This window comes from Aliivibrio sp. A6, from assembly GCF_028765505.1.
Taxonomy (GTDB): domain Bacteria; phylum Pseudomonadota; class Gammaproteobacteria; order Enterobacterales; family Vibrionaceae; genus Aliivibrio; species Aliivibrio finisterrensis_A.
Genome location: NZ_JARACR010000001.1, coordinates 198,944 through 214,406, shown reverse-complemented (window position 1 = coordinate 214,406; position 15,463 = coordinate 198,944). Strand labels below are relative to the sequence as shown.

At 35.1% G+C, this 15,463-nt stretch carries 14 protein-coding genes; 10 read left to right on the top strand and 4 right to left on the bottom strand.

All coding sequences use genetic code 11. The annotated features are described in order from the left end of the window. Positions 1–2: 2 nt before the first annotated feature. Both PVK70_RS00840 and PVK70_RS00835 read left to right on the top strand, forming a co-directional pair. Entirely contained in the window at positions 3–1,163 is a 1,161-nt protein-coding gene (locus PVK70_RS00840; protein ID WP_130043567.1) for a transglycosylase SLT domain-containing protein, read from the top strand. 1 nt (position 1,164) lies between these two features. Further along, positions 1,165–2,118, top strand: a complete 954-nt coding sequence (locus PVK70_RS00835; RefSeq protein WP_130043568.1) for an LPP20 family lipoprotein — start codon at positions 1,165–1,167, stop codon at positions 2,116–2,118. A 1,083-nt stretch (positions 2,119–3,201) separates the two neighbouring features. Here the strand turns inward: PVK70_RS00835 and PVK70_RS00830 are convergent. From PVK70_RS00830 to PVK70_RS00820, 3 genes are read right to left on the bottom strand one after another with little or no spacing between them, the layout of a single operon-like run. Beyond that, a complete protein-coding gene (locus tag PVK70_RS00830; RefSeq protein ID WP_130043569.1) occupies positions 3,202–4,326 on the bottom strand; it encodes a M20 family metallopeptidase in 1,125 nt (374 codons plus the stop codon). A 9-nt stretch (positions 4,327–4,335) separates the two neighbouring features. Then, complete coding sequence (locus PVK70_RS00825) at positions 4,336–4,803, bottom strand: YjiG family protein (protein WP_130043570.1); 468 nt, start codon at positions 4,801–4,803, stop codon at positions 4,336–4,338. Further along, entirely contained in the window at positions 4,803–5,540 is a 738-nt protein-coding gene (locus PVK70_RS00820) for a nucleoside recognition domain-containing protein (RefSeq protein WP_130043571.1), read from the bottom strand. The genes PVK70_RS00825 and PVK70_RS00820 overlap by 1 nt, the downstream gene beginning before the upstream one ends. Positions 5,541–5,844: 304 nt before the next feature. Here PVK70_RS00820 and PVK70_RS00815 point away from each other — a divergent pair, with 304 nt between their 5' ends. Beyond that, positions 5,845–6,039, top strand: coding sequence for a hypothetical protein (locus PVK70_RS00815; RefSeq protein WP_130043572.1), 195 nt, complete (start codon positions 5,845–5,847; stop codon positions 6,037–6,039). Positions 6,040–6,217: 178 nt separating this feature from the next. Then, positions 6,218–7,027, top strand: coding sequence for a mechanosensitive ion channel family protein (locus tag PVK70_RS00810; RefSeq protein WP_130043773.1), 810 nt, complete (start codon positions 6,218–6,220; stop codon positions 7,025–7,027). 62 nt (positions 7,028–7,089) lie between these two features. Here PVK70_RS00810 and PVK70_RS00805 read toward each other — a convergent pair whose 3' ends face one another. After that, positions 7,090–7,533, bottom strand: a complete 444-nt coding sequence (locus PVK70_RS00805; protein WP_130043573.1) for a dCMP deaminase family protein — start codon at positions 7,531–7,533, stop codon at positions 7,090–7,092. Between the two features lie 204 nt (positions 7,534–7,737). On the opposite strand from PVK70_RS00805, the gene PVK70_RS00800 reads away from it, so the two are divergent. From PVK70_RS00800 to PVK70_RS00775, 6 genes are all read left to right on the top strand, one after another. After that, the gene (locus PVK70_RS00800; RefSeq protein ID WP_130043574.1) at positions 7,738–9,108 is read left to right on the top strand and encodes an MATE family efflux transporter; all 1,371 of its coding nucleotides are present in this window, start codon (positions 7,738–7,740) and stop codon (positions 9,106–9,108) included. 108 nt (positions 9,109–9,216) lie between these two features. Continuing rightward, on the top strand, positions 9,217–9,768 hold the full coding sequence (locus tag PVK70_RS00795) for a sugar O-acetyltransferase (protein ID WP_130043575.1): 552 nt from the start codon (positions 9,217–9,219) through the stop codon (positions 9,766–9,768). 190 nt (positions 9,769–9,958) lie between these two features. Further along, on the top strand, positions 9,959–11,239 hold the full coding sequence (locus PVK70_RS00790; protein WP_130043576.1) for a hemolysin family protein: 1,281 nt from the start codon (positions 9,959–9,961) through the stop codon (positions 11,237–11,239). Positions 11,240–11,501: 262 nt separating this feature from the next. Continuing rightward, on the top strand, positions 11,502–12,692 hold the full coding sequence (locus PVK70_RS00785) for a GGDEF domain-containing protein (protein ID WP_242504941.1): 1,191 nt from the start codon (positions 11,502–11,504) through the stop codon (positions 12,690–12,692). Continuing rightward, complete coding sequence (locus PVK70_RS00780; RefSeq protein ID WP_130046676.1) at positions 12,682–14,007, top strand: GGDEF domain-containing protein; 1,326 nt, start codon at positions 12,682–12,684, stop codon at positions 14,005–14,007. The genes PVK70_RS00785 and PVK70_RS00780 overlap by 11 nt, the downstream gene beginning before the upstream one ends. Continuing rightward, positions 14,008–15,441 (top strand): EAL domain-containing protein, encoded by a 1,434-nt coding sequence (locus PVK70_RS00775; RefSeq protein ID WP_130046675.1) that lies wholly within the window; start codon positions 14,008–14,010, stop codon positions 15,439–15,441. Positions 15,442–15,463 lie beyond the last annotated feature (22 nt).

Genomic DNA, 15,463 nt, shown 5'->3' with positions numbered 1-15,463 from the left:
CAATGACTACGGCTAAATTTGTAAAATCACTTGTCATCGGTTTAAGTTGTTTTTGGAGCTTAGCTGTAGTGCATGCATCTGATTCTGTTGATGCTTTTGAAAAGAAGAAAGCGAGTATGCTTTCTTCTTTTGAGAGTTCTAAAAAAGAAAGTATTGATAAATTTGAGCAGTCGAAGGCTTCTTATTTATCTGCTTTTAATAAAGCAAAAGAAAAACTAAGTAAAACATGGGATATCCCAGAACTGACCAATAAATCAAAGTGGGTTCAATATTCTAATAATGATCAAGTAAAACGTTCTGTGGATTTTGAAACTGGTAGCGTTGTGGTTGAGGTTGTTGGTAATGATCTTTCAGAAGAACAAATAAATAAAATCATTAGAGGCCAAGTTTCTGAATTGGAAAATCAAACAACAACAAATGCCTATACCAAAGACAGTGTATTAGCAGAAACAGAAATTATACCGAATAAAATAGAGTCAAAAGCGAAAGTATTACCAGATGTTAGTGCTAAAAAATTATTAATGGCACAAAAGAAATCAAGTTATACACAAAAAAATGGACTAAAAGTAACCCGTGTTAGTATGGCTGTATCACAAAATACGGTAGCTAAAAGAGCTATGATTTATTTACCACATGTAAGTAAAACATCAGAAAAATGGGGGGTTGAACCTGAGCTAATCCTTGCCATTATGCATACAGAGAGTCATTTTAACCCAATGGCGCAATCTCATATTCCTGCTTATGGTTTAATGCAAGTTGTACCGACATCTGCGGGTAGAGATGTAACTAAGATATATTTAAGAAAAGAACAATTACTTTCCCCTGAGATCTTATTTAATCCTGAATACAATATTGATATTGGTACTGCTTATCTAAATATTTTAGATACACGTTACTTAAAACGAGTCGAAAATAAGCAATCACGAACGTATTTAGCCATTATTTCATATAATGGTGGGATTGGTGCTGCTGCAAAAGTCATTAATGGTAATCGTAATTCGAAATTATCGTCATTGGCTGTGAATGCTAATAAGCTCACACCTGATGAGATTTATCATAAACTATCTAAAGGACATCCTGCTAAAGAAGCTCGAGATTACTTAAAAAAAGTAAATGATAAACGAGAGTATTATGCGAAATTACTGAGTACAGGCAGTGTATAAAATGAAAGTAGTACTCATTCTTTTAGCTCTTATACCTAGCATAGTTATTTCAGCACCTTCTTGGTACGATAATCCTGAGCTTAATTCTAATAAATATATGGGTTCAGGATTAGGTGAGAGTATTGATTCTGCGAAAAAAGAAGCGATAAAACAGATATCACTTAGCCTCTCTTCTACTATTTCTAGTAATCTAAATGAAACAATAAAAACTGTTGGCAACAGCGGAACGATGGAAACAAAATCATCTACGGAATTGGCGAATCAGTCTGTATTATTACCCAAAATAACGTGGAAACATATAGAAGAAGATCATGGTATTTACTACGCTCAAGGTAGTGTAGATAAAACTGAAGTTATTAACTTGTATGAAAATACGCTTCGCTCTCAATCAAAACAGTTTGAGTATTTATTAAGCGAAAAGGAAATTAATCTATCAGATTATCTATCTATAACCCAATCATCTGAAGCTTTGCAAACACATCTGATTCAGTCGACAACTATAATGTCAGAGTCTGAAATTGCTAAAAATGAATACAATAAGGTAATGAGTATTTTGGATAAGCAAAATGCATTTAAAAATAGTATGTGTATGACTGTCACATATAAAGGGCATTCTTCTTTTGAAAGAAAAATGTTACAACCATCGATTGAAAGTGCGATTCAGAACTCTGGTTTAAAGCTAAAATCAGACTCTTCATGTGAATTAGTCACTTTCAATTCAAATAGTACAACAAGTAAAAATAATGGGATCCGAACTGAAAGTGTAAAAATACACATTAGTTTGGGAAGCCCTGCTATTGCATCAAAAGTAATATCAGTTATTGGTAGTAGTTCGGGTTCAAAAAAAGCAGCAATGAGTGATGTTTCGAGTAAATTTTTATCTCATTTTGATCAACGTAATAATTTAGTACACTACCTTTTAGATTCAAATTTACCTGAGCTAATTGTAAAATAATGTCAATAATCATAGGATTGATGACTCTTTTCTTTCTTTTGTTCATTCAGAGGCAAGTTGAGTTATATACAACAGCAAAACTTACACGATTAGGTTATCCAAAACTTAGGTTTGTTACTGCATTTATTGGTGTACCTGCCCATGAGATCTCACATGCCATTGTATGTTTGATATTCGGGCATAAAATAAATGAAATTAAGCTATTACAGTTTAATGGTACACCTACATTGGGTTATGTTAACCATAGCTACTCTAAAAGGAATGTTTATCATAGAATAGGCAATTTATTCATTGGGCTAGCACCGATATATATAGGCTTAATATTGTGCGTTTTATTTACTCAATTGCTATTTTCAGAAATAGATTTTACCTCATTTAACAGACCTATTTATAATGAGTTACTGGAAGTCACAAGGTTTACAGATATCGTAGGGTTATTCATCAGTAATCTGTTTTCTAGTGTAGATTTACACGTAATATTATTCACAGAAAGTAATGTCAAATATGTAATTTGGTTGTTTGTTATGTCATCTATTATTACACACATAATACCTTCTTCATCAGATTTTGAAGGTGTTAAAGATGGACTAATATTTTTAATATTACTCGTTTCATTATTATTATTTGCTTTTGGTATCTCAGTAATAAGTTCAGTGTTATTATCCGTGATTTTGAATTTGGTTTCAGTTTTCTTATCGTTTTATGTAGTCATTATTCTTACAAGTATCATTTTGATTTGTACTGCTAAATTATTGAGCTCAATTTTCTAGAGCTTTTTAAATTATTAATTAGAGGTTTTGTCATGTTTAAAATTTTTGCACTTATATTTATCTGTGTCGGTATCTACCTTGGAATGAACTATTCAGATGAAATTGAAAGTATTATGGATACTGATGCTTTTGAACAAGTTCAAGATAAGATAGAAGATGGTAAAGATCTTGTTATTGATAAGCTTGAAGAAGCGAAGAATTAATTAAATAACACGGTTTTTCAGTAGATTAGTGGCGTTCTCAACGAAAATAAAAAAAACAGCAAGCACTTAGGCTCGCTGTTTTTATTTTTAACCCTGAATAAGTAGAAGGACTACTTAGCTAACTTAGTCAGCACACTCATTAACAATTTAATACGTGGTTCGATTGACTCAAGTAGTAAGTACTCGTCAGCGCTGTGGAAGCCAGCACCGATAGGGCCTAGACCATCTAACGTTGGAACGCCTAAGATTGCGGTGTTGTTAGCATCAGATCCACCGCCCACTTCTTTCCAGTTGATATCAATGTTTAATTCTTGAGCTGATTCTTCAATCATTGCCATTAGTGATTCAGTTAGATCAGATGGCACCATAGAAGGCTTATACGCTTCACGAACAAGTTCAATTGATACACCGTCAACAAATGGCGTTTCGGTCATGCCATTTAACGTTGTATCTACTTGGTCATATTCTGTGTTATCCCAGAAACGAACATCAACGATAGCTGTTGCTAAATCAGGAACGATGTTTGCGCCTGCACCACCAGAAACCACGCCTACGTTTAACGTAGTGCCTGATTCAAAGTTCGTCATCGCGTTTGTTGCTAAGATCCAGTTAGCCATTTCAGTGATCGCACTGCGGCCATTCTCTGGTTCGTTACCAGCGTGAGCGGCTTTACCGTTAAAGGTCATTTTGTAGCGAGCCATGCCTTTACGAGCTTTAACCAAGCCACCATCTGCACGAGCTGCTTCTGCAACCAATACGCTTTTCGCTTTTTTCGCTGTTTCTTGGATCCAGTCAACTGAATCTAGTGATCCTGTCTCTTCATCTGGGTTCATGCAGACACAAATTGATAGCTTATCTAGTACGGTTTGGTCTAGGTTACGCAGTGCATAAACCACGTTTAATAGACCAGATTTCATATCAGAAACACCTGGGCCATAGGCTTTTTCAGCATCAAAAGACATTGGGCGTTCAGCTGCTGTACCTACAGGGAAAACCGTATCCATGTGACCAATCATCATCACATCAATGTGTTCTGCGTCAGGCTTGTTACGAACTTCAAGACCAACGCCTGCTTTACCACAATTAATGCGCTTAACAGACCAGCCGTTCATCGCTTCATACTTTGCAGCCATTTGATTAGCAATGACTTCAATGCCTTCAACAGTGTAAGTGCCGCAATCCACATTAATCAGAGGGCGTAGTTCTTCTAGATAATCGTTTAGAGAAAAATTCATCTTAAATCCTTATAGAATCATGTTCATAACAAACATTGCACCGAATGCGTTTAATACCGAGATTGCAATCATAACAGGAAGGTAACGACCTTCAGTGCCGATAGGACCCATGATACGGCCCATGTATTGCACTTGTGAACCCATTAGGTAAATCGCAGGAGCAAGAATCGCAATGTGAGTACCGTTAAGAATACCTTGGTCAAACAGAGTGATAACCACACCAACCGCGCCGCCCATTGACATCCAAGCACCAATTAATACTGCTGCTGCTTCACCAGGAAGACCAAAGATAGCCATGATTGGAGAAAAGATAGAGCCCATTAAATCAAGTGCACCCGTAATTTGAAGAGCCTTGATAATTACAAACGCCATTAGTACGTTAGGAACGGTTGAAGTAGTGGCAATAACCCAGCCTTTTTTAGCGCCTTCAACGAAGATGTCTGTCACCATTGGTTTTTTTGCTTTAACGTCGCTCATTATGCTGTCTCCTCAGTCATTTTCTTGTCTTGTTTGTCATCGTCTTGGCCTTCTTTACCTTCAGTAATATTTAGGTAAATACGGAATAAGTTTGCGCCAACAAATTTGAAAGCAAACATAACAACAACAGCTAGGCCGATAGAAGAAGGAACCGCTAAAGAACCATCAGGATTGGTTAATGTAAATAGCACAGCACCAGACGAGAAGAAGTTTACAATTGCTGCACCAGCAGTGAATTGGAACATAGTGAAGATGTCGGTTTCGCGCTTAGTTAAATGCTTTTCGTCTTTTAATTGACGAGTCATCGCCGCACCCGCATCGGTACTTTGCAATGATGCGATTAAAGCTAAACCAGAGTTACCAGGAATACCCATTAAAGGACGTAGAAGAGGTGTAAGCAGTTTACGAGCTGCGTTAAGTGCACCGTAATGCTCAAGAACGTTGATCATACCTAATGCAAACATAACGGTAGGAATAAGAGTTAATGCAAAGATGAAACCGTCACGAGCACCGCTACCGCCTTTACCACGGAAAGAAGTTGTTGCCGCTTGAACGCCATCTACAGTTTCAGTAACAGAATAAGCGACACTACCAAAAGAACCATTTAGTGTAGTGAAGTCGAGTACGCCGTACCATTCATTAGATTGCATTAAGCCAGAAAAAAATACAACAGCGAAGGCGAGAGCCACGTAGCTGCCAATACCGACTTTAGAATCTTTGTCAGTCGATTGAGTCATAATTACCTCGTTTTAAAGTTAAGATTAGAAATTGTAAGTGGTTAACTATTTAGTGGTATTGTGCGTTAATCTGGCTTATAGGACTTGATACGTATCAATAACTATTTCTAAAAGTAATATTCTGTATATGAAGATTATTATTTTGTGATCTATCTGAAATTGTAGATATTTATGTTGATTTGTTGTGTTTTTTAACGTTTGTTTCTTTGTTGAGCATTATTTACTTATTTTAAGTAAGCTTGTTCATCTTTCATTCAGAAATGAGTTGATAGAGTGGCATCTCATTTATAGAGAGAGTAAAAATATGAAACAGTTATTTGTAACGATAGTTGCTTTGTTTGTTGGCTTTTTTGTTCTTGTTTCAAGTCTGTTTTTTGCGGTTGGGTTGAGTATTATTGGCTTTATTATGTCAAAAACACAAAGCAAAAAAATGGATGGTTCGGAAGGTAAAAAATCAAGAATCATTGAAGGTGAATATTCAGATGTGACGAATTATTAGTCGATCAAGATAAATTGGTTAAGATAAAGTGAATCAAGTTCGAGGAAATGGAGCGATAGGGATGAAATTCTCGCTTACCTATGGGATATTTACCGCTGATTTAAGAAAGCAGCGGTAAATAGAAGAGGTAGACGTGGATAGACTGTTATTAGTCATAGATTTTTTATTAACACATAAAATGATTTTTAGTGTGTTAATAATTAGCTTTATCTTTTTATTACGCCATTATGCTGTTAAACGGATCAGAGGAGATATTCCTTTTTTAACCGAAGATCAGCGAAAGTGGATTTCACGAACAAAGAATGGTTCATTCACCTTTATTGTTATTATTCTATTTATTCTTTGGCAATCAGAGATTAATGAATTTGCTTTATCAGTTACGGCGATTGCTGTTGCGCTAGTAGTTGCCTCTAAAGAGATTATTCTTTGTTTTACTGGTTCAATTCAACGTGCGAGCTCGCGTTCATTTCGAATTGGTGATTGGATAGAGGTAGGTACATTGTGTGGTGAGGTTATCGAACACAATATGATGGCAACCGTTATTCAAGAAATCGATCTACATCATGGTCAATATGATTACACCGGAAAAACCGCCACCCTTCCCAATAGTATGTTTTTTACTTACCCAGTAAAAAACCTCAATTTCATGAAGCGCTATGTCTACCATAATTTCTCTATCTGTGTGAGAGAGTTTGATAACTTGTATCCATTGATCCCTGAATTATTACAAAAAATTGATGTTCATTGTGAAGATTTTATCGAAGTGGCAAAGCGATACAATGGTGTGATAGAAAAACACGCCGGCGTAGATTTGCCAGGGGCAGATCCTCATATCCATATATCTACAACCTCAATGGGCGATCAAAAAGTGCATTATATGGTTTTCTGCCCGACAGAAAAAGCATCACATTTAGAGCAGTTAATTCGACAAGACTTTATGGAAATGTATTACGAACGCTTTCCTAAAGAAGTAGATAAAAAAGCGTAGTGAGGTAACACCTTCTCTCTTGATTTTTGTCACTACAATCAAGAGAGAATTAATACGTTAGTTTATTTCAGTGCGTCCAATGGCAACCATGTCACCTCTACACCAGCTTGAGAAAACATATCTTGACTGATCTGGATCTTCTCTCCCCAACGAGATAAAAAATCGTCGGTCTGTTCTGGGCAATATACCTTTGAAATACCCGTTTGAATGATTTTTGCTGCGCAGTTAGGGCAAGGAAAATGAGTTACCCATATATCGCAGTCTTCTAAATCACGTTTAGCAAATAAAATAGCATTTTCTTCGGCATGTAAGGTTTTTAAATATTTCAGTTCACGCTCATCTGTATCAGCACTGTCTGATACGCCATGTGGATAACCATTAAAACCGACAGAAACAATACGGTTGTGTTTGGTGATCACAGCTCCTACTTGAGTTGATGGATCTTTACTCCAGGAACCGACCAGCTCAGCCATTTGGAAAAATCGTTTTGCCCATTTAGAAACCATAATTTGCCCTTTTTTTCTTTATTCAAAAGAATAATTTTATCTATTTCATAAGCTTATAACATAGTTTTTAGGTGTCAATAAGTCTAAAGCAGCAATCCGCAATAATAACTTGTTAACTATCTTAAAATCGGATGGATACTAACTTTTTCAATCATTATTTCTGCCATATACTCGCGAAATTCTTTGTTGTTACTGAGGTAAAATATGACAACATTTCATGCAGATTCATCCATCACTCGTACTTTTTGGCGTTATGCTATCCCTTCTATTGCAGCAATGGTGGTGAGTGGACTGTATCAGATTATCGATGGGATCTTTGTTGGTCACTACATCGGTTTTGAAGGCCTTGCGGGCATAAATATGGCATGGCCTGCTATTTGTGTGTTAGGCGCAATAGGCGTAATGATAGGCATGGGCACAGGCAGTGTAATGTCTATTTATCGTGGTGAAAATAAGTTAGAAAAAACAAAAGTAGCACTGACTACGGGTTTTTGGCTATTAGCCATTCTAAGTGCGATAGCTATCTTCTTTATTGTTTTATTTGCTAAAGATATCTTGTCTGCGCAGGGGGCTGAAGGACAAAACTTTGCTTATGCAATGGATTACATTAATGTATTAATGTTTGGTGGTTTTTTTACTGCCTGTGCAACAGCATTACCTATGTTAGTCAGAAATGATGAATCACCAAATGTAGCGACGTTCTTATTAGTGATCGGTGCGTTAGTTAATATTGTCTTAGATTACGTATTTATTGGTGTTATGGGATTGGGTCTTTCTGGTGCAGCATTGGCGACATTAATCGCTCAGTCATTTGTTACAGTCTTTGGTATTGGTTACTTCTTTACTAAGCGCTCAAGTATCCAAATTTCGCTTAAAGATATTGTATTTTCTGTTAATAAAGCAAAACAGTCGTTGGCGTTGGGCTCATCTGCATTAGTAATGTATTTATATGGTAGCTTTGTTGTGGCAATGCATAATGCGTTAATGATGCATTATGGATCAGCAACGACAGTGGGGGCTTATGCCATTGTTGGTTATCTATTCATGCTGTATTACCTTCTTGCACAGGGTATTGCGGAAGGCGCTCAACCACCAATTAGCTACTATTTCGGAGCAAAAGAAAATAAGAAGGTGTACCAAATCTTTAAATTGGCACTTAAATGGGTGGCGATAACAGGGGTTGGATGGGTTGCGATATTAAATATTTCACCAGAATTAACAACTGCTTTATTTACTAATGGCGATCAGTCATTAATAGCTGAAACGATTGTTGGTATCCGCTATCACCTGTTTGCTATGTTCTTGGATGGGATTATTGTGCTTGTTACTATTTACTTCTTATCGGTGAATGAAGGCAAAAAAGCAATGGTGATCTCAATGAGTAATATTATTATACAACTGCCTTTCTTGCTGATACTTCCAAAATGGTTTGGAATTGATGGAGTTTGGTTAGCGATGCCTATCTCTAATATTGCTCTGATTATCTGCATTGCACCAATGGTATGGAAACATTTGAAAGCTCAGAAGTTGATTAAGCCACTACCGCTAGCATCGACATCAATAATGAGTCATTAAACTTCGTTAAAATAGGAAGTTTTTTAGACGAAGGTTTACTCTTTTTTTATAAATTCAATCGAATAGACTTTACTTGGTCTATTCGATTTGTGCTTCTAGGGGATTACGATGACAGAATTTGAAAAAATGAGAAGTGGACGAGAATTTAATGGCGCCGATCCTGAGATCGATGCTATCCGTAATCAAACGCAACAACATCTCCAAAAATTTAATCAAAGTGTTGAAACAGAAGACAAGCTAGCCATTTTGCCTAATGTATTTAAGGAATTTGGAAATAGTTTTATTCAAGCGCCTTTCTTTTGTGAATTTGGAAAGACAATTTCAATAGGTAACGATACCTTTATTAATATGAATGTAACCATGCTTGATGGTGCTGAAATTACCATTGGAAATCATGTATTAATTGGCCCAAATGCTCAGTTTTATACGGCTTCCCATTCATTAGACTACAAAAGCCGCCGCCGTTGGGAAACCTTCTGTAAGCCTATCGTCATTGAAGATGATGTATGGATAGGAGGAAGTGTAGTTATTAATCAAGGTGTGACTATTGGTGCTCGTTCTGTAATTGCTGCAAACTCAGTGGTTAATCATGATGTACCACCAGACTGCTTATATGGTGGTTCTCCTGCTAAATTTATTAAACGGCTTGATCAAAAATAAAAAAAATTACGCTAGGTTACTTATTTTGAGATGAATAAGTTTCATTAAATGTAAGTATATGTTTTTTCATTAACATTTACTTAAAATAAGGTTAATATAACTATTGACATTATTGTAAATCAGGAATATAAGTGTAGGAAATAATAGCGTATGAACGTTATTTTTATTACTTTTAAATTCGAGGTTTACATTGGATATTGCCATATTACTTTTTCTAATTGTGATTAATGGTGTGTTTGCTATGTCTGAGATTGCACTCATGACAGCAAAAAAGAGTCGATTACAAAAACTGGCTTCAGAAGGCAGTAAGTCAGCCGCTAAAGCGATAAAATTAGGTGAAGAGCCTACTCAATTCCTATCTACCGTACAAATTGGAATTACTGGCATTGGTATCTTAAATGGTATTTTAGGTGAAGCCGCGTTCTCTGGCCCTATCTCAAACTTTATCATGTCCTTTGGAGTATCTGCGAGCTTAGCATCAACCATTTCTACGATGTCGACTGTTGTGATTATCACTTATGTTTCGATCGTGGTGGGTGAGCTAGTTCCAAAACGTATTGCCCAATTTCATGCTGAACGTATAGCGACGTTAATTGCACCGTTGATCAGTTTACTGGCTTCTATTTCTCGACCATTTGTATTCTTACTGTCTATTTCAACCGATGCGCTTTTACGTCTGCTTGGGCGCTCAAATAGTGATGAAGCTTCAATTACAGAAGATGATATTCATGCGTTACTTTCTGAGGGATCTGAGCAAGGTGTTATTGAAAAAAATGAGCACAGCATGGTACGTAATATTCTTCAATTAGATGACCGACGAGTCGCTTCTTTAATGATCCCAAGAAATGAGTTGGTTTATTTCGATACGGAACAATCTTGGGATGAGAACTTACCCAAATTATTACGTTCAGAGTACTCTATTTATCCTGTAACACGTGGTGGCATGGATAATGTACTTGGTTTTACCACATCACGATTTTTACTAAAAGCGGCATATCAAGAGCACCGTACTAAATGGTTAATGCGTAATTTATTGCCTTGTTTAACTATCTTGGAAAACAAATACGGCAGTGAATTATTGGAGTTATTGAAAACAACAGGCGAAGAAATCGCTTTGGTTGTCGATGAATATGGCGACGCGCAAGGGATTGTTACGCAAAAGAATCTACTAGAAGCATTAGCTGGTGAGTTTAAATCTGAAAATCCAAATAATGCATGGACTGATCAAGTATCAGAAACAGAATGGATTTTAGATGGTTCTATTCCAACCACTGTATTGAAAGGCACGTTGAATTTAGGAAGTTTACCTGAAGAAAAAGAAGGTGATTATCAAACACTAACAGGTATGTTCATGTGGCTAACGAGTAATGTTCCAGCGGTAGGTGACTCTGTTCAGCACCAAGATTGGAATTTTGAAGTACTTTCAATTGATAATAATAGAGCAAGTAAAGTAAGAGTAAATCGCATATAAATAAAACGATTGGGTATAGGATATACAGAAATCCAATAACGGAATAGATAATTTCATTGATGGGAGCATTACATCGTTAATGCTATATTAGTTATTACTTAAAATGATATGCCGTTATCTAATGAAGAATATTTATTTTTTTAAGCGCTATAAAGTTCACCTTTTTCCTGCCATTTTTATTGGCGTCTTTTCATCATTATTATATTTTAATGTGTTTTCCATCTCGATTTTAGATAAAAACATTAAGATAAAATATCAAGAAGTGGTTGATCTTACGAAGCGATTTCATGGTTATTATATTAATGCCAATGAAATCCAGTTAGATGGAGGTGTTCATGAAATCGATGATGTTGGTATTATTGTAAATAAAAAAGGAACGGTAAAAGTTCTTTCTCCTGCCATTGCTCTACTTCGTCAAAGCTTAGAAACAGTCATAGATAAAAAGTATATCTGGACTGTTGCGGTTATTGAAAAACTGAATGATGAAGATACAGGCAACTCTTATTTTAAACCATTAAGAAAAAACTACATTAAATTTAATGATAAATCATTACATGACAGTTTGATGTTAGATCGTATTATTGAGTTGGAAAACTTAGCCGAGAACTATAAAGGTTTCCATTCTGATGATATAAAAGTCACAGAAGTATATAAAGAAGAGTGGACGAATAAATTGATACACTCCATTATCTACCCAATATATTTAGACCGAAAATTGGTGTCTGTTATTATTGTAGACGTCAAGGAAGGCTGGATTAATGGTTTAATCAGTAATTTTAATAATAAGGAATGGTTGTTTATTAAAGGTGGAAAAGGGTTAGATATTTTCACATTTGATATTGTATTACCGTATTCATCAAATAATGCTATTTATCCGGTAAGCATCGATATCAGTAATATGTTTATTTCTTCTTTATATTTATCAACAATCATTAATTTTGCTGTTTATTTTTTATACATCTGTTTTTCAAGAATAAAAAATAAATTGCGTTATGATGTAATGACGAAATTATATCGTCGAGATTATTATGAAAGTAAACTAGAACAATTAGACAGTGCATATGTTCTTATGATTGACATTGACCATTTTAAACAAGTGAACGATACCTACGGACATGATGTTGGTGACTGTGTGATTAAACAGGTTTCAGAGCGTATTCGTGCCCATATCCGCGCGAATGATATTGCCATTCGATGGGGAGGTGAAGAGTTTATGATTATTTTCCCTTATATGCACATGAAAGATTTTTTTAATAAAGCCGAAAAGTTACGTCAATGCATAGAGAGTGAATTGATTGAAAATATGCTGATTACCATATCCATTGGTGGTGTTGAGAAAAAAGATTCAGAACTGATGGTTGAGGCCATAGAGAGGGCAGATATGGCACTTTATCAATCTAAAAACGCAGGACGAAATCGAGTGACGATTGAGCAAGGTCAGTATGAAACATAGTAAATATATGCCTAAGAATATGAATTGGAAATTGTTCTTTTTTCTATTTTCATTATCTACATATGGTTTGTTTCAATATAACCGTCTAGAAGCAAACACATTCAATATGGAGACACACCAAAAGATAACCAAGCTATATGACACCATTAGGAAGGCAACACCTTTTTATCTTAATACTTTATCGGTTGAGATGGAGCAAGGTGTTCATATGCTTAATGGTGTCTCTGTTATGGTAAATGAAACAGGAAAAATCAAGCAACTGTCTTCAGGCATTAACCTTTTAGAGGAAGAGATCAAACTGAATGTTGGTGAGGGGTATTGGGGAATAACATTATTACAAAAATCAGCCACTAACGTAAATAATGCTCATGTAAAACCATTAGGGGATGTTCATATTGATTTAAACTCAAAATATAAATTTGATGAGAATTGGATAAATAGAATATTAGAAAATGAGAAAATGCTTGAACGTTATCAAGCATTTTCACAATGTGATTTGAAATTTACAGAGCCTTATGTTGAGAAATATTCTTTACAAAAGATAAGAACTATTTTTTATCCGATGTATGTTAATAAATCATTAGAGGCAATGGTTTTAATTGATTTAAAAGATGATGTTTTTACTCATTGGTTGAATGACTTTAATAATAAAAGAAAGACGTTTTTATCTTATCGTAAGAGTGGCGGTTTATTTATACAAAAGGAAAGCATAACGATACCTTGTGCACCAATAGATAACCAGTTAACGATATCTATTAATATGGTACTTATTTTATGCATCAGCCTTATATTTTCATTTATGATGATTGTCATAGTATTTTCCATTGAGAGTTTGTTATCACATTTTTTCAATCACTATGCGATTGATCAAATGACGGGGTTGTATCGTCGTGACTACCATGAAAATAAATTAAATAGAACGTCGGGGAAATCGGTCATCATTGTCGATATCGATCATTTTAAAAACATTAATGATGAGCATGGGCATTTAAAAGGGGACTTGGTTATCAAAGAAGTCTGTAAGCGATTACAGAAAAATGTAAGACAGAATGATGTCGCAATACGATGGGGGGGAGAGGAGTTCGTGATTGTATTGAATCATATATCACATAATGGATTACTCAATCGTATTGAAGACATTCGACATTCAATTTGTCGAGAATTGATAGAAGGAATGAATGTTACTGTCTCTATTGGGGCAACAACGGGTCACGCTTTTTCTTTTAAGAAGGCGTTTAAGCTAGCTGATAAAGCTTTGTATCAAGCAAAAAACTCTGGAAGAAACAGAGCGATTTTAATGGAAGATGTAAAGTAAATGAAAGATATCTTTAATAAATATATTATTGGTGTATTTGTTGTATTTGTTGTGTCTAAATATGTTGTTTTTGCTGATTATGAGAAATTTGTAGAGTCAAATGTAGAGCATACAATTGTTCAAATTGAATCAAAGTTTTCTAAAGCAAAAGAGATTGCAGTAGAGTTAGAACATTTAAAAAGTAAAAATTGCAATGAGATGATTTTATCTCTACAAAAAGTGACAGCCTTAAACCCTGCAATTAATAGTATCTCTATTATTAGAGATGGAAGGTATTATTGTAGCTCTTTAGTTGGTTTGAATATTTCAAAAAAAGAAGTACCACAAAAAGAAATTCATATTAAAGAGAAAAATGTATTAACTGGACTCCCTGCTATTTCTTATTATCATCAATATGATGGTGAGAATGGTATCCAATTCTTTATGAAAGGGGTAGCAGAAGATCTCAAAGAAAGTCGAGTTGGTAATGTATTACTGTCGAATGAAGAGTATACCTTATCAAGTGATAATCAATTTGGAGAGCACTCTGTCAATGGGGATGATACTTATGAGTCAAATCAATATGATTTCATCATTCTGCTTAATTATAATGTTGCAGTGTCGATAAAGCATTACTTGATTGATAATCGTTTCTTTATTGCGATGGTATTATTTGCTCTATTACTGGCAAAAGTGCTTTCGATAAAAAGTTCCATCTTTAATTATGACTACTATAAATTGAAAAAAGTCATAAAGAGACACCAGATTAAGCCATTTGTACAGCCAGTGGTTAACGAAAAAGAAGAGATTGTGGGTGGCGAAGTCTTAGCGCGTTGGATTACATCTACTGGAAAAGTGATCTCACCGTTGGATTTTATCCCAAAAATTGAAAAATACGGTTTAATGGGATCCATGACAAAATCGATTCTAACCCAACTGAATGAGTATAAAGGGACAAGCGGTTATCACGGGTTAAGGATCAGTGTTAATCTAACAGAGATGTGTTTGTATAATGAAGAGATATACTCATTATGCTGTCAGTTGGCTAAAAAATGCACACTGGTGCTGGAGTTTACTGAATCAACAGAGTTTGAAAACAGAACGAAAATTATTTCTTATATGCAAAAATTTAGAGATATAGGTGTTATGTTTGCTTTGGATGACTATGGTACAGGGTACTCATCTTTACAGTATTTAAACTATTATCAATTTGATTTTGTTAAGATTGATAAGTCATTCATTGATGATATTGAAATCAATTCACTGTCACTTAAGATACTGGAAAATATTATCTTATTGGCAAATAATCTGGATATTAAGTTGGTTGCTGAAGGAGTAGAGAACAAGAATCAACAACAGATATTGAATGAGTTACAGATCTCATCACATCAAGGTTTCTTGTACTTTAAACCAATGCCACTTCAAGACTTCAACACAGTAGTTAAAGGTAAGTAGTAGCTAACAAGAATAAGGGAGA